The sequence below is a fragment of the Planococcus sp. 107-1 genome (assembly GCF_021513255.1).
In the GTDB taxonomy this organism is placed as follows: Bacteria; Bacillota; Bacilli; order Bacillales_A; family Planococcaceae; genus Planococcus.
The window spans coordinates 1-26254 of the sequence record NZ_CP090977.1 but is presented as its reverse complement, the minus strand read 5'-3'; the positions used below and the strand labels follow the sequence as shown (position 1 = coordinate 26254).

At 45.5% G+C, this 26254-nt stretch carries 22 protein-coding genes, 2 rRNA genes, 3 pseudogenes and 2 other annotated features; all 27 genes and pseudogenes read right to left on the bottom strand.

What is annotated here, in order from left to right; translation table 11 throughout:
- Window positions 1-77: 77 nt before the first annotated feature.
- Complete coding sequence (rpoB, locus tag L0M13_RS00135) at window positions 78-3632, bottom strand: DNA-directed RNA polymerase subunit beta (protein WP_235197802.1); 3555 nt, start codon at window positions 3630-3632, stop codon at window positions 78-80.
- A gap of 215 nt (window positions 3633-3847) precedes the next feature.
- The gene (locus L0M13_RS00130) at window positions 3848-4450 is read right to left on the bottom strand and encodes a class I SAM-dependent methyltransferase (RefSeq protein ID WP_235197801.1); all 603 of its coding nucleotides are present in this window, start codon (window positions 4448-4450) and stop codon (window positions 3848-3850) included.
- 124 nt (window positions 4451-4574) lie between these two features.
- Window positions 4575-4934, bottom strand: coding sequence for a 50S ribosomal protein L7/L12 (rplL, locus tag L0M13_RS00125; RefSeq protein WP_235197800.1), 360 nt, complete (start codon window positions 4932-4934; stop codon window positions 4575-4577).
- 55 nt (window positions 4935-4989) lie between these two features.
- The gene (rplJ, locus tag L0M13_RS00120; RefSeq protein WP_235197799.1) at window positions 4990-5490 is read right to left on the bottom strand and encodes a 50S ribosomal protein L10; all 501 of its coding nucleotides are present in this window, start codon (window positions 5488-5490) and stop codon (window positions 4990-4992) included.
- 35 nt (window positions 5491-5525) lie between these two features.
- Window positions 5526-5673: a sequence feature (ribosomal protein L10 leader region), on the bottom strand.
- A gap of 46 nt (window positions 5674-5719) precedes the next feature.
- On the bottom strand, window positions 5720-6415 hold the full coding sequence (gene rplA / locus L0M13_RS00115) for a 50S ribosomal protein L1 (RefSeq protein ID WP_235197798.1): 696 nt from the start codon (window positions 6413-6415) through the stop codon (window positions 5720-5722).
- Between the two features lie 105 nt (window positions 6416-6520).
- Window positions 6521-6946, bottom strand: a complete 426-nt coding sequence (gene rplK / locus L0M13_RS00110) for a 50S ribosomal protein L11 (protein WP_052654209.1) — start codon at window positions 6944-6946, stop codon at window positions 6521-6523.
- 164 nt (window positions 6947-7110) lie between these two features.
- Window positions 7111-7644 (bottom strand): transcription termination/antitermination protein NusG, encoded by a 534-nt coding sequence (nusG, locus tag L0M13_RS00105; RefSeq protein ID WP_235197797.1) that lies wholly within the window; start codon window positions 7642-7644, stop codon window positions 7111-7113.
- Between the two features lie 108 nt (window positions 7645-7752).
- Entirely contained in the window at window positions 7753-7938 is a 186-nt protein-coding gene (secE, locus tag L0M13_RS00100; RefSeq protein ID WP_235197796.1) for a preprotein translocase subunit SecE, read from the bottom strand.
- 59 nt (window positions 7939-7997) lie between these two features.
- On the bottom strand, window positions 7998-8132 hold the full coding sequence (gene rpmG, locus L0M13_RS00095; RefSeq protein WP_397443529.1) for a 50S ribosomal protein L33: 135 nt from the start codon (window positions 8130-8132) through the stop codon (window positions 7998-8000).
- An 82-nt stretch (window positions 8133-8214) separates the two neighbouring features.
- The gene (gene sigH, locus L0M13_RS00090; RefSeq protein WP_052654218.1) at window positions 8215-8865 is read right to left on the bottom strand and encodes an RNA polymerase sporulation sigma factor SigH; all 651 of its coding nucleotides are present in this window, start codon (window positions 8863-8865) and stop codon (window positions 8215-8217) included.
- Between the two features lie 70 nt (window positions 8866-8935).
- A pseudogene (locus tag L0M13_RS00085) lies at window positions 8936-9444 on the bottom strand (NYN domain-containing protein).
- A gap of 4 nt (window positions 9445-9448) precedes the next feature.
- Window positions 9449-10201, bottom strand: coding sequence for a 23S rRNA (guanosine(2251)-2'-O)-methyltransferase RlmB (rlmB, locus tag L0M13_RS00080; RefSeq protein ID WP_235197795.1), 753 nt, complete (start codon window positions 10199-10201; stop codon window positions 9449-9451).
- Window positions 10198-10617, bottom strand: coding sequence for a Mini-ribonuclease 3 (locus L0M13_RS00075; RefSeq protein ID WP_311195595.1), 420 nt, complete (start codon window positions 10615-10617; stop codon window positions 10198-10200). The genes rlmB and L0M13_RS00075 overlap by 4 nt, the downstream gene beginning before the upstream one ends.
- A gap of 4 nt (window positions 10618-10621) precedes the next feature.
- Window positions 10622-12022 (bottom strand): cysteine--tRNA ligase, encoded by a 1401-nt coding sequence (gene cysS, locus L0M13_RS00070; protein ID WP_235197794.1) that lies wholly within the window; start codon window positions 12020-12022, stop codon window positions 10622-10624.
- Between the two features lie 19 nt (window positions 12023-12041).
- The gene (cysE, locus tag L0M13_RS00065) at window positions 12042-12680 is read right to left on the bottom strand and encodes a serine O-acetyltransferase (RefSeq protein ID WP_235197793.1); all 639 of its coding nucleotides are present in this window, start codon (window positions 12678-12680) and stop codon (window positions 12042-12044) included.
- A gap of 52 nt (window positions 12681-12732) precedes the next feature.
- Window positions 12733-12949: a binding site (T-box leader), on the bottom strand.
- 71 nt (window positions 12950-13020) lie between these two features.
- A complete protein-coding gene (gene gltX, locus L0M13_RS00060) occupies window positions 13021-14484 on the bottom strand; it encodes a glutamate--tRNA ligase (protein WP_235199230.1) in 1464 nt (487 codons plus the stop codon).
- Window positions 14485-14565: 81 nt separating this feature from the next.
- Window positions 14566-15024: pseudogene (ispF, locus tag L0M13_RS00055) on the bottom strand (2-C-methyl-D-erythritol 2,4-cyclodiphosphate synthase); the annotation flags it as partial.
- Window positions 15021-15716 (bottom strand): 2-C-methyl-D-erythritol 4-phosphate cytidylyltransferase, encoded by a 696-nt coding sequence (ispD, locus tag L0M13_RS00050; protein WP_235197792.1) that lies wholly within the window; start codon window positions 15714-15716, stop codon window positions 15021-15023. The gene ispD and the pseudogene ispF, both read right to left, overlap by 4 nt.
- A 13-nt stretch (window positions 15717-15729) precedes the next feature.
- On the bottom strand, window positions 15730-16827 hold the full coding sequence (locus L0M13_RS00045) for a PIN/TRAM domain-containing protein (RefSeq protein ID WP_235197791.1): 1098 nt from the start codon (window positions 16825-16827) through the stop codon (window positions 15730-15732).
- Between the two features lie 103 nt (window positions 16828-16930).
- The gene (gene radA, locus L0M13_RS00040; protein WP_235197790.1) at window positions 16931-18307 is read right to left on the bottom strand and encodes a DNA repair protein RadA; all 1377 of its coding nucleotides are present in this window, start codon (window positions 18305-18307) and stop codon (window positions 16931-16933) included.
- 60 nt (window positions 18308-18367) lie between these two features.
- Window positions 18368-20811, bottom strand: a pseudogene (gene clpC / locus L0M13_RS00035) (ATP-dependent protease ATP-binding subunit ClpC).
- Window positions 20808-21902 (bottom strand): protein-arginine kinase McsB, encoded by a 1095-nt coding sequence (locus L0M13_RS00030; protein WP_235197789.1) that lies wholly within the window; start codon window positions 21900-21902, stop codon window positions 20808-20810. Before L0M13_RS00030 ends, clpC begins: the two are co-directional and overlap by 4 nt.
- Complete coding sequence (locus L0M13_RS00025; RefSeq protein WP_235197788.1) at window positions 21892-22425, bottom strand: UvrB/UvrC motif-containing protein; 534 nt, start codon at window positions 22423-22425, stop codon at window positions 21892-21894. Before L0M13_RS00025 ends, L0M13_RS00030 begins: the two co-directional genes overlap by 11 nt.
- A gap of 11 nt (window positions 22426-22436) precedes the next feature.
- Complete coding sequence (locus L0M13_RS00020; RefSeq protein WP_235199229.1) at window positions 22437-22907, bottom strand: CtsR family transcriptional regulator; 471 nt, start codon at window positions 22905-22907, stop codon at window positions 22437-22439.
- Between the two features lie 154 nt (window positions 22908-23061).
- Window positions 23062-23307 carry a hypothetical protein gene (locus L0M13_RS00015; protein WP_235197787.1) on the bottom strand — a complete coding sequence of 82 codons (246 nt, stop codon included), beginning with the start codon at window positions 23305-23307 and terminating at the stop codon, window positions 23062-23064.
- A gap of 130 nt (window positions 23308-23437) precedes the next feature.
- Window positions 23438-23553 (bottom strand): 5S ribosomal RNA (rrf, locus tag L0M13_RS00010).
- Window positions 23554-23635: 82 nt separating this feature from the next.
- Window positions 23636-26254, bottom strand: a 23S ribosomal RNA gene (locus L0M13_RS00005).

Genomic DNA, 26254 nt, shown 5'->3' with positions numbered 1-26254 from the left:
ATGTGGCTCTTCCTCGTTTACGACCAAGTGATTAGAAGACAGACGGTAGGCTTGGACCGTCTGCTTCCAAAATTTTATCAATCAACTGTTCCAACTGTTTCTTCTTTATCTGCAATTGGCAAGATATTCAATGAATCCGCAGGTTGAAGATCTTCTTCTTCGTCCAAATCGCGCAATTCAATTTCTTCGTCATCGATCGTTAGCATTTTTACATCCATACCTAAACTTTGAAGCTCTTTGATCAAAACTTTAAATGATTCTGGAACGCTTGGTTCAGGAACACTTTCGCCTTTGACAATCGCTTCATAAGTTTTCACTCGGCCAACAACATCATCCGATTTGACCGTTAAGATTTCTTGGAGTGTATGAGCGGCACCGTATGCTTCAAGTGCCCATACTTCCATCTCACCGAAACGCTGTCCACCGAATTGAGCTTTACCGCCAAGTGGCTGTTGCGTAACCAATGAGTAAGGTCCAGTAGAGCGGGCGTGCAATTTATCGTCAACCATGTGGGCAAGTTTGATCATGTACATGATCCCTACCGATACACGGTTATCGAATGCTTCACCTGAACGGCCATCATAAAGGATGGTTTTTCCGTCACGTGACATCCCTGCTTCTTCCATCGTTTCCCATACATCCGCTTCATTTGCACCGTCAAATACTGAAGATGCCATGTGAATACCAAGTGAACGAGAAGCCATACCTAAGTGTAGCTCAAGTACTTGTCCGATATTCATACGGGATGGTACACCTAGCGGGTTAAGCATGATATCAACCGGAGTTCCATCTGGCATAAACGGCATATCTTCTTCTGGAAGAATGCGTGAAATTACACCTTTGTTTCCGTGACGTCCAGCCATCTTATCCCCGACTTGGATTTTACGTTTTTGGACGATATAAGCGCGCACTAATTGGTTTACACCTGGTGGCAACTCATCGCCGTCTTCACGATTGAAGATCTTCACGTCAAGAACAATACCGCCGGCGCCGTGAGGCACTCGTAATGAAGTATCGCGGACTTCACGTGCTTTTTCTCCAAAGATTGCATGCAATAGACGTTCTTCAGCTGTCAGTTCCGTTACACCCTTAGGCGTTACTTTCCCGACTAGGATATCTCCGTCTTTCACTTCTGCTCCCACACGGATAATTCCGCGGTCATCAAGATTACGAAGTGCATCTTCACCAACGTTTGGAATGTCGCGTGTGATTTCTTCAGGTCCGAGCTTTGTATCACGCGAATCTGATTCGTATTCTTCGATATGGACAGAAGTATATACATCATCTTTTACAAGACGTTCGCTCATAATGATCGCATCTTCATAGTTGAAGCCGTCCCAAGTCATGAATGCGACAAGAACGTTGCGGCCAAGAGCCATTTCTCCGCGTTCCATCGAAGGGCCATCTGCTAAGATATCGCGTTTTGACACGCGGTCGCCGACTTTTACAATCGGACGTTGGTTATAGCTGGTACCTTGGTTTGAACGGACGAATTTTTGCAATTTATAAGTAGTCAGGTCACCTTTTACTTCTTTGCCATCGATTTCTTCGATGCGGCGAACTTTGATTTCTCTTGCTTCTACGGATTCTACGATACCTTCGTATTTTGCAATTACAGCTGCCCCAGAATCACGCGCTGCCAAATGCTCCATTCCTGTACCGACGAACGGCGCTTCAGGGTTTAACAATGGAACTGCTTGGCGTTGCATGTTTGCTCCCATCAATGCACGGTTGGAGTCATCATTTTCAAGGAACGGAATACAAGCTGTCGCTACAGATACTACCTGTTTTGGAGAAACGTCCATATAATCAATGCGGTCGCGTTTGATCAATGTGTTTTCCCCGCGGAAACGTGCTACTACTTCCTCTTCTACGAAAGAGCCGTCTTCAGATAACTCGGAGTTGGCCTGAGCCACTACATAGTTATCTTCTTCGTCTGCAGTCAAGTAGTCGATGTGAGGAGTAACCACTCCAGTTTCCGGGTCAACCCGGCGGTAAGGCGTTTCGATGAAACCGAATTTGTTCACTTTCGCGAATGTTGAAAGTGTATTGATCAATCCAATGTTCGGGCCCTCAGGCGTTTCAATCGGACACATGCGGCCGTAATGCGAATAGTGAACGTCACGCACTTCAAATCCAGCGCGCTCACGTGTCAAACCACCAGGCCCAAGCGCTGATAGACGGCGTTTGTGCGTCAACTCACCCAATGGGTTTGTTTGATCCATGAACTGGGAAAGCTGTGAACTTCCGAAGAACTCTTTAATTGACGCAATAACCGGACGGATATTGATCAATTGCTGAGGCACGATTGCCTGCGTATCATTGATAGACATACGCTCACGCACAACACGTTCCATACGGGATAAACCGATGCGGAACTGGTTTTGCAGAAGCTCTCCTACTGAACGCAAACGGCGGTTACCCAAGTGATCGATATCATCTGTGTTTCCAACTCCGTAAAGAAGGTTAAAGAAGTAACTGATGGATGAAATAATATCAGCTGGTGTTACATGTTTGATCTTGTCTTCAATATAAGCATTGCTGATGACATTGATCTCTTTTTGGTTTTCGTCATTCGGCGCATAGATCTTAACTGATTGCAATGTAACATCGCCTTCAAGAACTCCGCCTGTTTGACTTACCGTATGGAAATTGACGCCACTTTCCAAATAAGGAATTAGACGATCCAATACTCGGCGGTCAATGACTGTACCAGCTTCCACTAAAATTTCGCCTGTTTCAGGATCCACCAAAGTTTCAGCGATGGTTTGGTTGAAGAGGCGGTTTTTGATGTGAAGCTTTTTGTTCATTTTATAGCGGCCCACATTCGCTAAGTCATAGCGTTTTGGGTCGAAGAAACGCGAATAAAGTAAGCTTTTTGCACTTTCAACTGTCGGTGGCTCGCCCGGACGTAAACGTTCGTAGATTTCAAGAAGCGCTTTTTCCGTGCTTTCCGTGTTGTCTTTTTCAAGCGTATTTTGAAGGAATTCGTTATCCCCAAGCAAATCAATGATTTCTTGGTCGGATCCGAAGCCAAGCGCTCTTAAAAGAACTGTTACTGGCAATTTACGTGTGCGGTCGATTCTTACGTAAACGACGTCTTTTGCATCTGTTTCATATTCCAGCCAAGCTCCACGGTTCGGAATAACCGTAGCTCCAAAGCCTTTTTTACCGTTTTTGTCGGTTTTGTCGTGGAAATAAACGCTTGGTGAACGCACTAATTGAGAAACAATAACGCGTTCTGCTCCATTGATGACAAAAGTTCCTGTTTCAGTCATTAATGGGAAATCACCCATAAAGACATCCTGTTCTTTCACTTCATCTGTCTCTTTGTTGTGCAAGCGAACTTTCACGCGCAAAGGAGCCGCATAAGTGACGTCGCGCTCTTTCGATTCAGAGACTGGATACTTTGGTTCCGCGAGACTGTAATCAACAAACTCAAGCGATAGATTTCCTGTGAAATCTTCGATCGGCGAGATATCTCGGAACATTTCGCGCAGTCCTTCTTCGAGGAACCACTCATAAGACGCTGATTGGATTTCAATCAGGTTAGGAAGTTCAAGCACTTCTTTAATTCTCGAAAAACTTCTACGTTGACGATGTTGCCCGTACTGAACTAGTTGACCTACCAACTTATTCACCCCTCAATAAAACGATTATAGGTCTTTGCGATTCCCACTAAATAGTGTATGATATCGAAAAGACAAAAAGAAAACGAGGCTAAAAATTAGCTCATTCTCGGTTTACCGTGATCAAATCTGTCGCTATGCCATGCCCTAAAAAGGGCAAACGACCTCAAAATAATAAATTTTGCATTTAGTTATAATACCATAGCGGTTTTGTCAAGTCAAACTTTTCTTGCCTCGAAAATAAAATACCCTTTTTTCTTGTCAATTACTTGGCAATCTCCGAAAAGCTCCGTTAATTTCGCTTGAGTCGAAGGCGCCCCTTGCTTTTTCTGTATCACAACCCACAACGATCCACCCTGCTTCAGCTTGTCGTAAGCTTCTTCATAAAAACGGAAAATCGTTTCTTTGCCTGCACGGATCGGCGGATTGGTCAAAATCGCTGAGAAGTCGTTTTCTGCTACAGCAGACAACCCATCACTTTCATAGATCTTCACGTTCTCAATGCTGTTTTTTTCCGCATTTTTCTTCGCTAATTCAATTGCACGTGTGTTTACGTCAACCATGTGGACTTCTTTTTGAGGAAACGCTTTGGCGATCGCCATTCCGATCGGTCCATACCCACAACCCACATCTAACACTGGGCCATCAATTGATGAATCTTCATACGTTTCAACCAATAAACGGGAACCGAAATCAATATCGCCTTTGCTGAATACGCCTGAATCTGTCTGAAAACGGAATTTCTCGCCTCGCAATGTATTTGTCCATTCTTGAGGATTGCTTTTTGTTTGAGGATTTTTAGAATAATAATGCTGGGACATCGATAGCCCTCCTTACCATAATCAACTTACCCGTGAAACCTTCAGCTGATTTGAATATAAAAAGAAGAAAAAGCCCGTCGGTATAAACTGACGAGCTTTCTTTCTTATTCATAAGTTGTTGAAATTATTTAACTTCTACAGAAGCGCCAACTTCTTCAACTTTAGCTTTGATTTCTTCAGCTTCTTCTTTAGAAACGCCTTCTTTAAGTGCTTTAGGAGCTTCGTCAACTAGTGCTTTAGCTTCTTTCAAGCCTAGGCCAGTAACTTCGCGTACTGCTTTGATAACTTTGATTTTTTGATCTCCAGCAGAAGCTAGGATCACATCAAATTCAGTTTGTTCTTCAGCAGCAGCACCGCCAGCAGCAGCTGCAGCAACAGGAGCAGCAGCAGTTACGCCGAACTCGTCTTCGATTGCTTTTACTAGGTCGTTAAGTTGAAGAACTGTCATTTCTTTGATTGCGTCTAAGATTTGTTCTTGTGTCATTATAGTTTCCTCCTATGGAAAGTTGATTTTTTGTCGTGCTTATCCGGCTAACTTATTAAGCGCCTTGTTCTTCTTTGCTGTCTGCAACTGCTTTTGTAATAGCAGCGAAGTTGCGGACTGGAGCTTGTAGTACGCTGAGTAGCATAGAAAGTAGACCTTCGCGTGATGGAAGTTCTGCCAATGCTTTAATATCGTCAGCAGATGATACAGTGCCTTCGATGATACCCGCTTTAATTTCAAGCGCTTCGTTCTTTTTAGCGAAATCGTTGATGATTCTCGCTGGTGCTACTACATCTTCGTTAGAAAATGCAATCGCATTTGGTCCTGTAAAGTGTTCGTTGATTGCTTCAAGTCCATGCATTTCAGTAGCACGGCGAGTCATTGAGTTTTTGTAAACTTTAAACTCAATGCCTTCTTCACGAAGCTGTTTACGAAGTTCTGTTAATTGAGCAACGTTCAAGCCGCGGTAATCCACAACTACAACCGAAGCTGCAGCTTCGAATTTGTCAGCGATCGTTTGCACAACAACTTTTTTCGTTTCAACTGCTTTTCTCATTTTGGCACCTCCTATAGATTTTTCATTCGTACCGTTCGTCCATAAGAAAAGCCTCTGGTCTTTACAGACACAGAGGCATAAGTTCAGCATCAAAAAGATGTTTACTGAATTCATCATGTCCTCGGCAGGGATAAATTAAGCGGCTAGCGCCCCTGCTGTCTGCGGTACAAATATGCATTTCACAACTAAGCCATTGTAGCAAGCGTGAAATAGATTGTCAACACTTAAATTACTTAGCTACGCTGTTTGTATCCACTTTTACAGCAGGTCCCATTGTAGTAGTAACGTTAAGTGATTTGATGTAAGTTCCTTTAGCAGAAGATGGCTTCGCTTTAAGAACTACTTCGTGGATCGCTTCTAAGTTTTCAGCAAGTTGGCTGTCATCAAAAGAAACTTTTCCGATTGGCGCGTGGATGATACCTGATTTGTCTGCACGGTATTCCACTTTACCAGCTTTGATTTCTTGAACAGCTTTTGTTACATCGAATGTAACTGTGCCTGTTTTAGGGTTTGGCATTAAGCCTTTTGGTCCTAATACGCGTCCAAGTTTACCAACTTCACCCATCATGTCAGGAGTTGCAACGATTACATCGAAGTCAAACCATCCTTGTTGGATTTTTTGGATATATTCAGCATCGCCGACGAAATCTGCGCCAGCTGCTTCAGCTTCTTTAAGTTTTTCGCCTTTAGCGAAAACCAATACGCTTTGAGTTTTACCAGTTCCGTTTGGAAGCACTACTGCTCCGCGGATTTGCTGGTCGTTCTTGCGCGTATCAATTCCAAGACGGAAAGCTACTTCTACTGTTGCGTCAAAGTTAACTGTGCTAGCTTTTTTCGCAAGTTCGATTGCTTCTTTTACATCGTACAATTTTGAACGATCGATTAATTTTGCTGCTTCTTGCAGCTTTTTGCCTGTTTTAGCCATTTTAAATGTCCTCCTTGTTGTGGTCGAGCGGTTTTAAACCTCCCACGATTAAAGGCTGCGCGGTTCTGGCGAACGCGCGCAACCCATCCAAAAACAACTACTGTATTAGTCTTCGATTGTAATGCCCATGCTGCGAGCAGTACCTTCAACCATCAACATTGCAGCTTCAACTGAAGCAGCATTTAGATCTGGCATTTTAGTTTCTGCGATTTCGCGAACTTGGTCGCGTTTCACAGTCGCTACTTTATTGCGGTTCGGTTCGCCTGAACCTGATTCAATACCAGCTGCTTTTTTCAATAGAACAGCAGCGGGCGGAGTTTTCGTAATGAATGTAAATGAACGGTCTTCAAATACCGAAATCTCAACCGGAATGATCAGTCCTGCTTGTTCAGCAGTACGTGCGTTGAACTCTTTACAGAAGCCCATGATGTTAACACCTGCTTGACCCAATGCTGGACCAACCGGCGGCGCTGGATTAGCTTTTGCTGCAGGGATCTGCAATTTTACAACTTTAATCACTTTTTTAGCCACGAAACACACCTCCTTAAGTCCGTGATGTGGTAATAGGGTTTCCCCTCCCACTCAATATCTGTCTGTCAACTTTGTTGATAGAATTAGCTAAATTGTACAAATTGTCCTATGACAGTCTGACCTATGAAATAATACCACTTCTTCACCATAATAGCAAGCGGCTTTTATATTTTTTGAACCTGCTCGAAATCAAGTTCCATTTTTGTCTCCCGGCCGAAGATATCGATTGAAACTTTTACCTTGCCTTTTGTTTCATCGATTTCTTCCACTTTGCCTTGGAAGTTCGCGAATGGCCCTTCCATGACTTCGACCACGTCAGCAACAGCAAAGTTGATATCCACTTTGCGCGCCGTCATGCCCATCTGTTTCAAGATGAACTCAACTTCCTCATCCAATAAAGGCGTCGGTTTCGCGCCTCCGCCTGATGAACCGATAAATCCGGTTACACCTGGTGTATTTCGTACAACATACCAAGACTCATCTGTCATGATCAATTCCACTAAAACGTATCCCGGGAAAGTTTTGCGCATAACTGTACGTTTCTTTCCGTCTTTGAAATCCGTTTCCTGTTCTTCGGGAATGATGACGCGGAAGATTTTATCTTGCATGCCCATTGTTTCTACGCGTTTTTCCAAGTTTGCTTTTACTTTGTTTTCATAACCTGAATACGTATGGACTACATACCAATTTTTCTCCATAATCGTGCGGACTAGACGTCCATCCCTCCTTTTTTGCCAAATGAAAAAACCCGTTCTCTAAGAATGACGGGCTATTTTTTATGCGTTATTCTTGTTGAATACCTAAAATCAAAGTGCCAAGAACCAACGGAATAATTCCGAGATGCCAGTATCGACTAATGCGAAGAAAAGAGCCATAAAGATTACAGTTGAAAGAACAACTACTGTGTAGCGTGTCAGTTCTTTGCGTTTTGGCCAGCTTACTTTTCTCATTTCCGAAACGACATTTTTAAAGAAACCACCAATGTTGCCCATTGTTTTAAAAACCTCCGACTTTCAAAATTACTCTATATCGTCCGGCATTCAATTAAAATTCATAAGGTTTGTTGATGCACGGTATGCCCATTGCAGTGAGCACAGAATTTTTTGAGTTCCAAACGTGTACTGCGCCCTTCTTTCGAAGGTACCGTATAATTACGGGAAGCACATTTCGAGCAGCTTAAAACCATTTTTTTAGCCATTTTTCTCACCCTATTCGAGTTTGCAGCTTTTTCAAGGTTATCACCTTAAAACGGAGCTGTCAACTAGGCCTTAGGACATCTGGGTCTCGTCAAATTGAAGATGCCGCTCCAGTTTTCGTTTAACTCGCTGCAGCGCATTATCAATCGATTTGACATGCCGTTCCAATTTATCGGAAATTTCCTGATACGATTGGCCGTCCAAGTACAAAGCCAGAACTTCACGTTCCAAGTCACTCAGCACTTCACCCATTTTTTCTTCCATATACAAAAACTCTTCGTTATTGATCATCAACTCTTCAGGATCATCTACACCAGTCCCAGTCAAAACATCCATCAACGTCCGATCCGACTCTTCATCATAGATCGGCTTATCCAAGGAAACATAGGAATTCAGCGGAATATGCTTTTGCCTTGTCGCCGTTTTGATCGCCGTGATGATTTGGCGGATGATGCACAATTCGGCAAAGGCCCGGAAAGAAGACAATTTATCACTTCGGAAATCGCGGATCGCTTTGTATAAGCCAATCATCCCTTCTTGGATGATGTCTTCCTTATCAGCCCCTATTAAGAAATAGGAACGGGCTTTCATGCGAACAAAATGCCGAAACTTCGTAATTAAAAAATCCAAGGCTTCGGTATTTCCGCTGTGGACCAAACTGACAAGTTCTTCATCTGTCATTTCTGTGAATCGGTGCGTTTGAACTTGCTCATGATTTACCACGGCTATCCCTCCGGTTGCGTGAACCTCGATAACTTCAGTATACATGAAGAAAAAATTGAGCGTCAACCAGTCATTTCAGTCCACGTCGCCATTTTTCGAAAATTTCTGCCACTTCTTCGGATAGATGAATTTTAGAGAATGCACGCTGCTCTTGGATTTCTTTCACTTTTTTCGAAATATTCCGTTGAATTTCTTCCATCTCAATTTCCAGTTCCCTGGCTGAAATACGAAGAGCCCCTTTGCCAAAAATAACCCGTTGTTCGGTTTGATCGGAAGTGGCTACATAAATTTGGTCTCTGCGGTTGCTTAGACTAGTAGCCAACTTTTCAATCCGTTCATCCGCCGTTTCACTTTCCGCGTAAAGATAACTTCAACTTCATGGTGCATATTCTTTGCTTCGATTCCTGGGACCAGATGCGCATCAAAAATGATGATGACTCGCCAGCCTTTGTAACTTTTATACTCAGCCATGCGTTCGATCAAACGGTCCCTGGCATCTACAAGCTTGTCTTTTTTTAATTCTCTAAGTTCCACCCAGTCTCCAATGATGTTATAGCCATCAACCAGCAGAATATCCATGGAATCACCCGAGTGGATGGCGCTTTCGATAAACTTCGTACATCAATAAACTCGCAGCCACTGATGCATTAAGCGAAGTCACATGCCCGACCATCGGCAATTGGTAAAGGAAATCACATTTATCGCGCAAGATTCGGCTCATACCTTTCCCTTCGCTTCCGATGATCACGGCAAGCGGTAAGCCTGCATCCATGTTGCGGTAATCCGTAGACTCTTTTGCATCCGTCCCGGCAATCCACACGCCGCGTTTTTTCAATTCATCTACCGTTTGGGATAGATTATTGACGCGCACGACCGGCACGTGCTCAATGGCACCCGTTGATGACTTGGCAACAACGGCCGTCAAACCGACTGCCCGGCGTTTTGGAATTACGATGCCATGTACGCCGATTGCATCCGCAGTCCGCATGATTGACCCTAAGTTATGCGGATCTTCCAATTCATCTAAAATCAAAAAGAAAGGATCTTCTGAACGCGCTGCCGCTGCTTCGAATAAATCATCCAGTTCGGCGTAATTATAAGCAGCCACGGCTGCCGCGATTCCCTGATGGTTGGAATCCGTCAATCCATCCACTTTCTTTTTCGGCACAAACTGAACCAGGACCCCTTTTTCTTTTGCCAACTGCAGCAATTCCGTAATCCCTTTTTTCTGGACGCCTTCAGCAATCCAGATTTTATTGACATCCCGGTCAGCGCGCAAAGCTTCCAGTACGGGGTTTTTGCCGCCGATAATTTCCGGTGTTAGTTCCTCAGTCATTTGACCGCTCCTCTCAGCTCTTCTATTGTGTCAATTGCATAGGCGATGATTTCATCGACCCGCCCTTGCTCGCCTTTTAAATACTGCCATCCAAGGACCGCTTCGAAAGCGGTGCTGAAATTATAAGTTTGGACATCGGTGTTTTTCGGCACCGACCCTGATTTCGCATTGCGTCCTCTTCTCATTACAGCCAATTCTGCCTCGGTTAAAAACGTTTCTTCTGTCATTTTCTTTAGCACAACCGCTTGCGCTTTTGCCGAAACGAAGGTGGTGGCTTGGCGGTGCAGAATATTGGGTTTGACGCGTCCAGAGCGCAGCAGATGTTCACGCACAGCCTGCTCGTATACAGCATCGCCCATATAAGCGAGCGCCAGTGCGTTCATCTGATCGACGTCCTGATTTCGTAAAACATTCACGCCCTTACCCCCTTTTCCAACGCGTGCCTTGCGCCGTATCTTCTAAAATGATGTTTTTCTCTTTGAACAAGTCACGGATTTCGTCAGCTCGTGCAAAGTCGCGGTTCTTGCGTGCTTCAATGCGCTCTGCAAGCAGCGCTTCAACTTCAGCATCCAATAATTCTTCTTCCTGTTTGAACGGCAATCCTAAAACGCCTGCCAATTCGTCGAATAAACTCAAGAAGGCTTCAAGCACTTCCGTCGAAGTCTGTTTTTCCAATAAATACGTATTGGACAACCGCGATAAATCAAAGAGTTTCGAAATCGCATTGGCTGTATTGAAATCATCATCCATCGTTTCAACAAACTCTTCTTTAATGGCATTCATTTTAGCCAGCCAAATATCGGAATGGTCGCCAAGGCCTGCCGAAGTTTCCAAACGGTGCTTCAAGTTTCCATAAGCCGTCCGCAGGCGCTCAAGTCCAGCAATGGCATCTTCGACCAGCTGCTGGGAGTAATTGATCGGATGGCGGTAATGCACAGACAGCATGAACATGCGAAGTACCTGCGCGTCCAATTCTTTTAAAATATCATTGACTAAAACAAAGTTATTCAGCGATTTCGACATTTTTTCGTTGTCGATATTGATATAGCCGTTGTGCATCCAGTAACGGGCAAACGTCTTGCCGGTATAAGCTTCAGACTGGGCAATTTCGTTTTCATGATGGGGGAATGTCAAATCCTGTCCGCCTGCATGAATGTCGATGGTATCGCCCAGATGCTCGCGCGCCATGACTGAGCACTCAATATGCCAGCCTGGACGCCCCTTGCCCCAAGGACTCTCCCAAGAGATTTCGCCTGGCTTCGCCGCTTTCCATAAAGCGAAATCCAAAGCATCTTCTTTCTTGTCGCCGGTTTCAATCCGTGCGCCCACCTTTAACTCATCGACCGATTGATGCGATAATTTTCCGTAGCCTTCGAATTTACGCGTCCGGTAGTAGATGTCCCCTTGTGATTCGTACGCATAGCCTTTTTCAACAAGCGCTTCGATAAAATCAATGATTTGCGGCATATGGTCCATGACGCGCGGATGCACATCCGCTTCATCGCAGCCCAGTGCTTTCGTATCTTCAAAATAAGCTTGGATAAAGCGTTCCGCGATTTCCGGCACTTCCACGCCTAATTCATTGGCAGCCTTGATCAATTTGTCATCGACATCCGTAAAGTTGGACACATACGTAACGTCATAGCCGCGGTAAGTCAGGTAACGGCGAACCGTGTCATAGACGATAACCGGGCGCGCGTTGCCGATATGAATGTAATTATAGACCGTTGGACCGCACACATACATTTTTACTTTTCCCTCTTCTAAAGGAATAAATGCTTCTTTTTGACGCGATAGCGAATTAAAAATTTGAATTGCCATTCGGTTGCCCTTCTTTCTTTTATGCGTTTTTTAATCGTTCAATTTCCCGCTTCAGTTCAGCTATTTTCATTTCCATGCTTTCGCATTTATCCATCATCGGATCCGGCATATCTTGATGATTCAGATCCGGCTTCACTTTCACGCCGTCCTGGATCACCACTTTCCCGGGAATACCTACAACCGTCGCATTGGCCGGAACGCTTTTCAGCACGACGGAACCTGCGCCGACTTTTGAATTTTCCCCGATGACGATCGAGCCGAGGACCTTCGCGCCTGTAGCGACCAACACATTATCTTCAAGCGTCGGATGGCGTTTGCCGCGTTCTTTTCCTGTTCCTCCAAGCGTCACACCTTGGTACAAGGTGACATTATCACCGATGATACACGTTTCACCGATGACTACCCCCATGCCGTGGTCAATGAAAAACCGGCGGCCGATCACCGCTCCCGGATGGATTTCGATGCCCGTGAAAAAGCGGCTGATCTGCGAAATGACACGGGCAATGAAAAATAATTTCTTCTTGAAGAAAAAATGCGCTAAGCGGTGTGCCCAAATGGCATGCAGCCCCGAATAGGTCAAGATGACTTCCAGATAGCTTCGGGCAGCCGGATCCTGCTCAAACACAACGTCAACGTCTTCTTTTAAAAATTTCCACAAACTCACTCTCTCCTTTCTTGTGCAAAATAAAAAGCGCCTCTGCCATAAAAATGACAGAGACGCATGATTGCGCGGTTCCACTCTGATTAGAAAGGCGTTTGCCCTTCTCTCTCGAATGCCTTTAACGCAGGCGATACGTCTGGTCTACTTGATTCGACTCAGCACTCGGAGAGGCATTTCAACGCAGCAGCGGCCCGGATCATTTTCAGCCGGTGATGATCCTCTCTTTGGAGCTTGCTGCATTTACTTCTTCTCGTCAACGATTTACTAATAGTAAGTTCATTTTACACGCTTGCCGCCATAAGTCAATTTCTTGCACTCTCTGCGGCAGCTACTCGCCTTATGCCTGTGCGAATTTAGCTAAGCGTGCAATGGTTTTTTCTTTTCCTAAAAGCGCAATGGAATCCGGCAATTCCGGTCCATGCATTTGCCCTGTCGTAACAACGCGGATCGGCATGAATAAATTCTTGCCTTTATGGCCAGTCGCTTTTTGGACCGCTTTGATCGCTGCTTTGATTTCCGCAGGTTCAAATGCTTCCAGGCTTTCAAGCTGCTCGATGAACGAAGCCATCACTTCCGGCACTTGCTCGCCAGCCAGCACTTCTTTCTCTTCTTCGCCGAACGACAATTCTTCTGTGAAGAACAGATCCGAAATCTCCGTAATTTCAGCACCGTAGCTCATTTGATCATGATACAAAGCAATCAGCTTTTCAGCCCAAACGGTTTGTTCTTCTGATAATTCTTCAGGCAGTTTGCCCGCTTTCTGCAAATGAGGAAGCGCGAGTTTCACCACTTCATCAAGCGGCATTTGCTTAATGTATTGATTGTTCATCCACATCATTTTTTGCTTATCGAACATGGATGGCGATTTAGAAAGGCGTTTCACATCAAAGATGCGGATCAATTCCTCTTTCGAGAAAATTTCTTCCTCCCCTTCTGGAGACCAGCCAAGCAATGCAAAGAAATTAAACAAAGCTTCTGGAATATAGCCAAGGTCTTTGTATTGGGAAATGAACTGAAGAATCGACTCATCGCGCTTCGACAATTTCTTGCGATCTTCGTTAATAATCAAGGTCATATGCCCGAATGAAGGATAATCCCATCCAAAAGCATCAAAAACCATCATTTGTTTTGGTGTATTTGACAAATGCTCTTCCCCGCGGAATACGTGAGAAATTTTCATCAAATGATCATCAATTACAACAGCAAAGTTATAAGTCGGGATGCCATTCGTTTTTACCAGCACCCAGTCACCCACATCTTTCGATTCGAATGAAACCGGTCCACGGACCAAATCCTCAAATGCATATGTTACGTTAGCCGGCACTTTCATGCGCAGCGTGTAAGGCATTCCTGCCGCTTCTTTTTCTGCCACTTCTTCTGCGCTTAAATTGCGGCATGTTCCGCTATACTGAGGGGCAGCAATTCCTGCCGCTTTTTGTGCTTCGCGTTCTGCTTCCAACTTTTCAGGCGTACAGAAGCATTTATAAGCCGTTCCTTTTTCGAGCATTTCATCGGCATAGCCTTTGTAAATATCCAAACGTTCCATTTGGCGGTAAGGGCCGTATTCGCCGCCGATATCAACGGACTCATCGTATTCCAAACCAAGCCATTTTAAATTATCCAATTGCGATAATTCGCCTGTTTCGATATTGCGGGCAATATCCGTGTCCTCGATGCGGACGATGAACTTCCCGTTGTTGTGGCGTGCGTATAAATAATTAAAGAGCGCTGTCCGGGCTCCGCCGATATGTAAATGGCCAGTCGGGCTCGGAGCATAACGTACGCGTACTTCTTGTGTCATGTTTTTTCCTCCTAATTGAATAACAGTATGTTCTATTTTATCACTCTGGAGCATCCAGCGGAAGCGGCGTTTTGTCAATAAGATGACTGCAAGTGCAGCGATCCCTTCTTCGCGGCCAGTGAATCCCAAGTGTTCGGAAGTTGTGGCTTTCACATTCACCTGTGAAATGTCCGCTTCCAATAAGCCTGCAATCGATTCGCGCATCTGTTCGATATAAGGAGCAAGCTTCGGTTTTTGTGCGATGACGGTGCAATCGACATTGCCCAGTTCATAGCCTTGTTCTTTTACGTATTGCCAAATATGCGTTAACAATTTACGCGAATCCGCATCTTTGAATTCCGGGTCCGTATCCGGGAAATGCTTGCCGATATCACCGCCGCAAATTGCGCCAAGCGCTGCATCTGTAATGGTATGCAGCAAGACATCTGCGTCCGAATGGCCAAGCAAGCCCTTGTCATGAGGGATTTCAATGCCGCCTAAAATGAACGGGCGCCCTTCTGCTAATTGGTGAACATCGTATCCTTGTCCAATTCTGATCATTTCTGTTCCTCCTGTTTCCGGTTTTCTAAAATGGCCTTGCCATAAATTAAATCTTCCGGTGTAGTCATTTTTACATTTTCGTACGTACTTTCCACAATTTCTACCGGATGCCCTAAGCGCTCCACTAGCATCGCTTCATCCGTTCCTAAAAAACCATCTTTGGCTGCTGCCTGTGCAGCTGCCAAAATCAAGTCATATCGAAAAGCTTGCGGCGTTTGAATCATCCATAATTGCTCGCGGTTGACCGTTTCCGTAATGATGCCATCCCGTGCCTTTTTGATCGTATCTTTTACCGGAACAGCTGCAATCGCTGCTCCAGAAGCACGAGCGGTTCCCACCAGTTCCGAAATGACTGACGGATCAATGAATGGCCTCGCTGCATCATGGACCAATACAACGCCACAAGGCGGAATCGCTTCAAGACATGCTCTAACACTGTCTTGCCGCTCCATTCCGCCTTCTGCATAGCCATGGACTTTCGTAATGCCGTATTGGTTGACGCAAGTTTCGATTAGTTCACGCTCATCCTTTTTGACAGCGAGCCAAATGCTTTCGCAATTCGGATCCTGCTGGAACACTTCCAGGGTATAAAGGAAAATCGGTTTATCGAATAGCTCGAGTAATAATTTATTCTTATTTGCCTTCATCCGTTTCCCACTGCCCGCAGCAGGAAGAACGACTGTATAATTCATATTGTGCCATCCTTTATCCATTCATTGTGACTTGGCGGCCTTCTCGCGGTTTCGCGAAAATCATTCGGCCCGCCGAAGTTTGAAGCACACTCGTTACCGTAACATCAATTGCTTGCCCGATAAACCCTTTGCCGTCTTCAATGACAATCATTGTACCATCATCAAGATAAGCTACACCTTGATTTTGTTCTTTCCCGTCTTTAATAACAACGACATGCATATCTTCTCCTGGGATTACGACCGGTTTCACCGCATTCGCCAAGTCATTAATATTCAAGACCGGAACATTGTGGAGCTCACAGACTTTATTTAAGTTAAAATCATTTGTGACGACTTGCCCGCCCATTTTTTTAGCGGCGCGCATCAGCTTCAAATCCACTTCGCTGACTTCGTCAAAACTTTCTTCCGTAATCATAATAGCACCTTCGCGTTCACTTTGAAGGCGTTTCAAAATATCCAACCCTCTGCGCCCGCGCGTTCTTTTCAAAGTATCGGAAGAATCGGCGATATGCTGCAGCTCCGACAACACGAATTGAGGAACGACAAACGTCCCTTCCATAAATCCAGTCGCGGAAATGTCAGCAATCCGACCGTCAATGATGACACTCGTATCCAGAAGCTTATAAGAAGTCTTTTCAACGGCTTCCTCAATTTCCGGTTTTTTCGATACCACTAGACGTTGAGGCGTCAGCGCTGCTATCATCTCTTCTCGCTTTTGGAAGCCGACTTGGAAACCTAGATATCCCAATACCACCGATAAGATGATCGGAGCCGCTGTCGCCACCACCGGAATATCAATCGTATTCAATGCAAAACCGATCAAAAAAGCGACAATCAACCCAATGATGAGTCCGACTGTACCAAACAGCAGATCCGGAGTGGGGGCATGAAGAAGCCTTTCCTCCATCCACTTCATAAACCTAACGATGGCATCCGCAAACAATAGAGACAAAAGAAAAAAGATAAGTGCACCGATTAAAGCAGATGCAATTGCATTATTGACCCAGGGATTGTCAAGAATAGGAATAAGTTCAAAACCGTATGGTAAAAATAGAATCCCGACAGTGGCACCAACAAGCAAAAATAACACTTGAATAATTCTTTTTAGCATAGACTCCACCTCCTTTATAATAATTATACACATTTTGATGACGAAACGCTCTGCAGACCCTTTCAGGAAATTAGCTAAAGAAAAAGGAGGCAAATTGCCTCCTTTATTGTGGGAAAATCTCTTTTAACGCATCATTTACACTTTCAACGCCGACTACTCGGATTCCTTCCGGATAATCCCAGCCGCCAAGATTCGAAGCTGGAATAATGGCCCGTTTAAACCCTAATTTCGCAGCTTCCTGAACTCGCTGTTCAATACGGGATACCCGTCGGATCTCCCCTGTTAAACCTACTTCACCAATTATACAATCATAGACATTCGGTGCGAGATCGCGGTAACTTGAAACAATGCTCGCAAGTACGGCCAAGTCGATCGCCGGTTCGTCCAATTTTACGCCGCCCGCAACTTTGATATAGGCGTCCTGTGCCTGCAGCAACATGCCCATCCGCTTCTCAAGCACGGCCATCAAAAGCGACACCCGGTTTTGATCGATTCCCGTAGCCATCCGCTTCGGATAGTTAAAGCTTGAAGGCGTGACCAATGCTTGGATTTCAACCAAAATCGGACGCGTCCCTTCCATGGATGCTACAACAGTAGAGCCTGCTGCCCCGCTTGAGCGTTCTTGAAGAAATAATTCAGACGGATTCAGCACTTCTTTCAATCCGCCTTGCAGCATTTCAAAAATCGCGATTTCATTGGTCGACCCGAAACGGTTTTTGACACTTCGCAAAATCCGATACGTATGATGGCGTTCGCCTTCAAAATACAAAACGGTATCCACCATATGCTCCAAGATTCTAGGGCCGGCAATCTGCCCTTCTTTTGTTACGTGTCCTACCAGGAAAATAGCAATATTCTTCGTCTTAGCGATCCGCATTAATTCAGCCGTGCTTTCCCGAACTTGGGTCACACTGCCGGGAGCAGATGTCACTTCCGGATGGTGTACCGTCTGGATGGAATCGACAATGACGAAATCCGGTGCCACTTCTTCAATCGTATGATGGATCAATTCCAAATTGGTCTCCGCATAGATATAGAGTTCCGAAGAAGAGGCATTCAAACGCTGTGCGCGCAATTTGGTTTGGCGAATCGATTCTTCACCTGAAATATACAAGACGCGGCTTCCACTGTTCGCAAGCATCGCAGATACCTGCAGCAGCAAAGTCGACTTCCCGATTCCGGGATCTCCACCGATCAAAACAAGCGATCCTGGAACAATCCCGCCGCCGAGTACACGGTTTAATTCTTCAAGTTCGGTTTCTACGCGCGGCTCTTCTTTTGTCTCAATGGCATTTATGGAAACCGCTTTTTGCGGAACTGCAGCCGAATGCTGAAACGCTCCTCGCGTTCCTTTAGGTGCAGCCACTTCCACTTCTTCCACCATCTGATTCCATTCTCCGCAGCCTGGACATTTCCCCATCCATTTAGCTGACTCATAACCGCACGACTGACATACAAACTTCGTCTTTTTCTTAGCCATGGGTACCTCCTTTTCCAAATAAAAAACGCTCGCCGAAACTCGGCGAGCGGAAAATTTACCTTACTTTACTTCCGTAACCGCTTCATTGGTGCGAACAACGAATTCGTCGTCCTCCACATCAAATACAATGCGCTGACCTGCAATCGCTGTGCCTTTTAACAACTCTTCAGACAAACGGTCTTCTACATATTTTTGAAGTGCGCGACGAAGAGGCCGTGCTCCATATTCAGGATCATACCCCTCTTTGGCTACTTTTTCAAGCGCAGCGTCTGTCAGTTCCAAATCAATGTTTTGTTCTTTCAAACGCTCCGTTAATTGCTTAGACATCAAGGTCACAATTTCGCGAAGGTTCTCTTTCTCAAGAGAATGGAAGACGATCATGTCGTCAATACGGTTCAAGAATTCAGGACGGAAGGCTTTCTTCAATTCAGCCAACATTTTGCCCTTCATGTCTTTATAATCCGTTTTCGCATCTTCTAAATTGAACCCAACGTATTTATTGTATTTCAATTCTTCTGCACCGACGTTAGAAGTCATGATGATGACGGTGTTGCGGAAATCTACTCGGCGTCCTTTGGAATCAGTCAAGCGGCCATCTTCAAGCACTTGCAAGAGAATGTTGAAGACATCCGGATGCGCTTTTTCGATTTCATCAAGAAGGACGACAGAATAAGGTTTTCTGCGGACTTTCTCAGTCAATTGGCCGCCTTCTTCATAACCGACATAACCTGGAGGCGAACCGACAAGGCGTGAAGTCGAGTGTCTTTCCATGTATTCGGACATATCGATGCGGATCATGGCGTCTTCATCACCGAACATTGATTCAGCTAGCGCGCGCGCAAGCTCTGTTTTACCGACACCAGTAGGCCCAAGGAAAATGAATGAACCGATTGGACGTTTCGGATCTTTCAACCCTGCACGTGCACGGCGGATCGCTTTAGATATCGAGGTTACCGCCTCTTCTTGGCCGATGACGCGGTTATGCAAAATTTCTTCCAAGTTCAATAATTTATCAGACTCTGTTTGAGCCAGTTTCGATACTGGAATGCCTGTCCACATAGAGACCACTGTTGCAATATCTTCCACTGTCACTTCAGACTCTTCTTTGCCTTGCTTTTCTTTCCATTCTTTTTTCGTTTTATCCAATTGGTCTTTCAATTTCTGTTCAGCATCACGAAGCGAAGCCGCTTTTTCAAACTCCTGGCTTTGCACCGCTTCATTTTTCTCGGAACGAGCCGCTTCTAACTTCGCTTCCAACTCTTTCAAATCTGGCGGAGTCGTATACGAACGAAGACGGACTTTAGATCCCGCTTCATCAATCAAATCGATCGCTTTATCCGGCAAGAACCGATCCGAAATATAACGGTCAGACATTTTTGCTGCTGCTTCGATGGCTTCATCCGTAATTTTCACACGGTGATGCGCTTCATAGCGGTCACGAAGCCCTTTAATGATCTGAATCGATTCATCAACAGTTGGCTCGTCTACTTGGATCGGTTGGAAACGGCGTTCTAAGGCTGCGTCTTTTTCAATATATTTACGGTACTCATCTAAAGTCGTAGCACCGATACATTGCAACTCACCGCGGATAAGGACGGCTTCAAGATATTTGACGCATCGATTGCACCTTCTGCACCGCCAGCACCAATCAAGGTATGCAGCTCATCGATGAACAGAATCACGTTGCCGGCTTGGCGAATTTCATCCATCACTTTTTTCAACCGGTCTTCAAACTCGCCGCGGTATTTTGTACCTGCGACAACTGTACCCATATCTAAAACCATTACGCGTTTGTCGCGCAAAGTTTCCGGTACTTCATTATTTACAATTTGCTGTGCTAAGCCTTCAGCAATCGCTGTTTTACCAACACCCGGTTCCCCGATCAATACTGGATTGTTTTTAGTCCGGCGGCTCAAGACTTCAATAACACGTGTGATTTCTTTGCTGCGGCCGATCACTGGATCTAAGCTGCCTTCACGGGCTACTTGCGTCAAATCACGTGCCAGACCATCAAGAGTCGGCGTGTTTGCAGAAGCATTCGGGCTGCTTCCTGTAGACGCTTGTTCATTGCTGCCTAAAAGCTGCAAGACTTGTTGGCGTGCTTTGTTCAAGCTGACACCGGCATTTCCAAGAACGCGTGCCGCTACACCTTCACCTTCACGGATCAAGGCAAGCAGTAAATGTTCAGTTCCGATATAAGAATGGCCAAGTTTACGAGATTCATCAACCGAAAGTTCAATGACTTTTTTCGCTCTTGGCGTATAGTGAACGATTGGGCCTACATCTTTCTCACCGACACCAACCAATTCTTTAACTCCTTCTTCAATCAATTGCGTGTTCACTTCAATCGCTTCCAAAGCTTTAGCGGCGATACCGCCACCCTCACGAATTAAACCTAATAGGATATGCTCAGTACCAATTGACTCGTGCTTCATACGAATAGCTTCTTCTTGGGCTAATTGAAGAACTTTTTGTGCGCGTTGTGTAAATCGATTAAACATCATGCAAAATCCTCTCCTCTGTTGTTAGTAACATCTTCATTATTTAAACGGTCCCGGAACAATTTGGCTCGGGCATAGTCTCTTTCCTTCGGCTGCAGCGGCTTGTCTGAATAGCGCTGTAAAAAAGCGGGCTGCATAAATACCATCAGCTCATTCAGTATGGACATGTCCATGCCTTCAATCATTTTCAAGTCGATTCCAAGACGGACATCGGAGAGACAAGTGGCCGCTTCTTCTGTTGTCAGCAACCTTGCATTGGTCAGCGTGCCAAGCGAGCGATAAATTCGGTCTTCCAGAACAACTGGAGAGTTGCTTAAAATAGCTTCTCTTGCCCGGCGCTCTTGCTGGATAATCTGATCTGTCATATTTTCCAGATCCTGCAGAATCTCATATTCTGATTTCCCAAGCGTAACTTGGTTGGAAATCTGATAAACATTTCCAAGCGCTTCACTGCCTTCTCCGTAAATACCTCTTACTACCATTCCTAAACGTGATATAGCTGGAATAATGCGAGTGATTTGGTGAGACATGGTCAACGCTGGCAAATGGAGCATGACAGATGCGCGCATTCCAGTTCCTGTATTCGTCGGACAACTTGTTAGATATCCATACTTTTCATGAAAAGCGTAAGATAAGTGTTTTTCGAGTAAAGAGTCTAACTCATTCGCTCGTTGATAAGCTTCCTGTAAATGAAAGCCTGACTGCAAACTTTGAATACGCAAATGATCTTCCTCATTTACCATAATACTGAGTTCCTCATTTTCCGAAATCAATACTGACCCCGAATGAGTGCCTTTTGCTAAATAAGGGCTAATCAAATGCTTCTCTACTAAAACTTCTCTTTCTAATTGAGGAGTTTCTTGAATACTAATATGAGTAAAGGAATGTTTCAATTCTTTTCCCTTATCGAGCAAGACAGCAGATATTTCCTTGTCTACTTTCAAAGCCTCGTCTTCCGTATAAGCATAAGGAAATTTAAAATTGTTCAAATTTCGGGCCAGTCGAATTCTAGTACTCATTGCAATATCTACATTCTCACCGTCATTCGACATCCAACTGCTTGCCCTTGGCTGAAGAAAGCGCTCAATTGCCATCAGAAGCACCTCCTTCCAGCTGAACATTAAGAGCTTTTACCTGATCCCTTAACTTTGCAGCCTGTTCGAAATTCTCCTGCTCAATTGAAGACTTCATTTGCTTACGCAGCTCTTCAATCTCTTTTTTTATTTTTAAGGTACTTCCATAAGAAGCGGGTATTTTGCCAGTGTGCTCACTGTTTCCGTTATGAAGTCTTTTAAAGATCTCATCCAATTGAGACTCGAATACTTCATAGCACTCAGCACACCCGAATTTACCTAACTTTAGAAACTTATTAAATGTAAATCCACAGGACGGGCAAACAGCCACTTCTTTTTTTATTGGATTTGGAGAAGTTTGCTGGTTTGGAAACCAATTAGACAGTAATTGATGTATCGCTAGAGGATCCTGTTCAAAAACAATATTAAAATTGTGGTTTCCTGCTGCACATACATGGCATAACTGTCGTTCAGTCATTTGCCCATTGATATTCTGTTTTACTATCACGGAGGCAGGCCGATCGCCGCATTGATCGCAAATCATATTACCACTCCTTACATGTTCGGCTGATGCTTTAAGGTAAACAGCATAGCAATTAATATTCTTGCTCTAATTTCATCACGGACCGGCAAAGGCATCAGCAATGTCGATCGATCAACCGCACTCAAAATCAAGTTGGCTTCACGCTTAGAGACAATCTCTTCATCAAGCAACCGAAAGACAATGTCTTCAGCCATACTTTGTGTCGCACCCTGCTTCAATCGCTCAATAATCTCAGCAATAAAATCTGCCTTTTGATGAAAGCGAATCCGCTTAATTCGAATATAACCGCCTCCGCCTCTTTTGCTTTCAACGATATATCCACGGTCGACAGTAAAACGAGTATTTATAACATAATTAATTTGCGAAGGAACACATTGAAATTTTTGAGCAACTTCGCTGCGCTTTATTTCAATATGTTCTCTATCGCTTAATTCGATAACTTCTTTTAAATAACCTTCAATTACATCAGAAATATTCCGCATCGTCATCACCTCTTCGATACTAATATGTCAAAACTGACTTTGACTATATTTGACTTAATTATACACTATACATTTTGTGCATTTCAAATAGTATGATTCGATGCCAAAATAATTAAAAATGTCCCGAGAGTGATTCCCGAGACATTAAATGATTTTATTCTTGTTCAAGTATTTTTTTTACGAAGTCTTTTGCGTGGCTCGATGCTGACCTTGTTTCTTCTTCTCGGTATTTGGTTGTCCACTTTACGCCTTCTCTCCAAATTTCCACTACATCACCCTTAGAGACATTGTGCGTGAAATCGGCTACTGGAAAAGTAAAATGTTCCTTTTCTCCATCAAGTGAAATGAGTAAAGCTGAGCGTTTATCAATGTTTTCTACTTTATATAAACCTGCTTTCATGATATTCACCTCACTTCAGTTTCCCCCAAATTGAAGTTTTTTAATCCTACATTTCCTTGAATTATATAAGATAGTTTTACTTTTTAAATACAAAAAAGCCGTTACCGGCTACGGTAACGACTTTCCATGTGCCCAGCGACGTCCTACTCTCACAGGGGGAGACCCCCAACTACCATCGGCGCAAAAGAGCTTAACTTCCGTGTTCGGGATGGGAACGGGTGTGGCCTCTTTGCCATCATCACTGGACTATTTTTTTCAGAGTGACTTGTTCACTCAAAACTGGATATTCGACATTGAATACAGGAAACGCGCTCTTCAGAAAGCCATTTTGGTTAAGTCCTCGATCGATTAGTATTCGTCAGCTGCACGTGTCGCCACGCTTCCACCTCGAACCTATCTACCTCATCGTCTTTGAGGGATCTTGCTTGCTTGCGCAATGGGAAATCTCATCTTGAGGGGGGCTTCGTGCTTAGATGCTTTCAGCACTTATCCCGGCCACACATAGCTACCCAGCGATGCCCTTGGCAGAACAACTGGTACACCAGCGGTGTGTCCATCCCGGTCCTCTCGTACTAAGGACAGCTCCTCTCAAATTTCCTGCGCCCGCGACGGATAGGGACCGAACTGTCTCACGACGTTCTGAACCCAGCTCGCGTACCGCTTTAATGGGCGAACAGCCCAACCCTTGGGACCGACTACAGCCCCAGGATGCGATGAGCCGACATCGAGGTGCCAAACCTCCCCGTCGATGTGGACTCTTGGGGGAGATAAGCCTGTTATCCCCGGGGTAGCTTTTATCCGTTGAGCGATGGCCCTTCCATGCGGAACCACCGGATCACTAAGCCCGTCTTTCGACCCTGCTCGACCTGTACGTCTCGCAGTCAAGCTCCCTTGTGCCTTTACACTCTGCGAATGATTTCCAACCATTCTGAGGGAACCTTTGGGCGCCTCCGTTACTCTTTAGGAGGCGACCGCCCCAGTCAAACTGCCCGCCTGACACTGTCTCCCACCCCGATCAGGGGTGTGGGTTAGAATTTCAATACAACCAGGGTAGTATCCCACCGACGCCTCCTCCGAAGCTGGCGCTCCGGGCTCAAAGGCTCCTACCTATCCTGTACAAGTTGCACCAAAATTCAATATCAGGCTACAGTAAAGCTCCACGGGGTCTTTCCGTCCTGTCGCGGGTAACCTGCATCTTCACAGGTACTATAATTTCACCGAGTCTCTCGTTGAGACAGTGCCCAGATCGTTACGCCTTTCGTGCGGGTCGGAACTTACCCGACAAGGAATTTCGCTACCTTAGGACCGTTATAGTTACGGCCGCCGTTTACTGGGGCTTCAGTTCGCACCTTCGCTTGCGCTAAGCACTCCCCTTAACCTTCCAGCACCGGGCAGGCGTCAGCCCCTATACGTCACCTTACGGTTTTGCAGAGACCTGTGTTTTTGCTAAACAGTCGCCTGGGCCTATTCACTGCGGCTCTCTCGGGCTGTAACACCCTACCAGAGCACCCCTTCTCCCGAAGTTACGGGGTCATTTTGCCGAGTTCCTTAACGAGAGTTCACTCGCTCACCTTAGAATTCTCTTCTCGCCTACCTGTGTCGGTTTGCGGTACGGGCACCTCCCGCCTCGCTAGAGGCTTTTCTTGGCAGTGTGAAATCAGGGACTCGAGGATGAATCCTCTTGCCGTCACAGCTTAACGTATCAGGAATGGGATTTGCCTCATTCCACGCCTCACTGCTTGGACGCGCACAACCAACGGCGCGCTCACCTTATCCTTCTGCGTCCCCCCATTGCTCAAACGGCGGGGAGGTGGTACAGGAATATCAACCTGTTGTCCATCGTCTACGCCTATCGGCCTCGACTTAGGTCCCGACTGACCCTGAGCGGACGAGCCTTCCTCAGGAAACCTTAGGCATTCGGTGGACGGGATTCTCACCCGTCTTTCGTTACTCATACCGGCATTCTCACTTCTAAGCGCTCCACCAGTCCTTCCGGTCTGACTTCAACGCCCTTAGAACGCTCTCCTACCACGGACCTCAGATGAGGTCCATCCACAGCTTCGGTAATCCGTTTAGCCCCGGTACATTTTCGGCGCAGTGTCACTCGACCAGTGAGCTATTACGCACTCTTTAAATGATGGCTGCTTCTAAGCCAACATCCTGGTTGTCTAAGCAACGCCACATCCTTTTCCACTTAACGGATATTTGGGGACCTTAGCTGGTGGTCTGGGCTGTTTCCCTCTTGACTACGGATCTTATCACTCGCAGTCTGACTCCCAATCATAAATCACTGGCATTCGGAGTTTGTCTGAATTCGGTAACCCGGGATGGGCCCCTAGTCCAAACAGTGCTCTACCTCCAGGATTCTAAACGATTGAGGCTAGCCCTAAAGCTATTTCGGAGAGAACCAGCTATCTCCAGGTTCGATTGGAATTTCTCCGCTACCCACACCTCATCCCCCGCACTTTTCAACGTGCGTGGGTTCGGGCCTCCAGTAAGTGTTACCTTACCTTCACCCCTGGACATGGGTAGATCACCTGGTTTCGGGTCTACAACTGCATACTCATTCGCCCTATTCAGACTCGCTTTCGCTGCGGCTCCGCCTTCTCAGCTTAACCTTGCATGCAATCGTAACTCGCCGGTTCATTCTACAAAAGGCACGCCATCACCCATTAACGGGCTTTGACTACTTGTAGGCACACGGTTTCAGGATCTGTTTCACTCCCCTTCCGGGGTGCTTTTCACCTTTCCCTCACGGTACTGGTTCACTATCGGTCACTAGGGAGTATTTAGCCTTGGGAGATGGTCCTCCCGGATTCCGACGGAATTTCACGTGTTCCGCCGTACTCAGGATCCACTCGGGAGATCCGAACCTTTCAGCTACAGGGCTGTTACCTTGTCTCGCGGACCGTTCCAGGTCGCTTCGCTTAAATTCCGGATTTTGTAA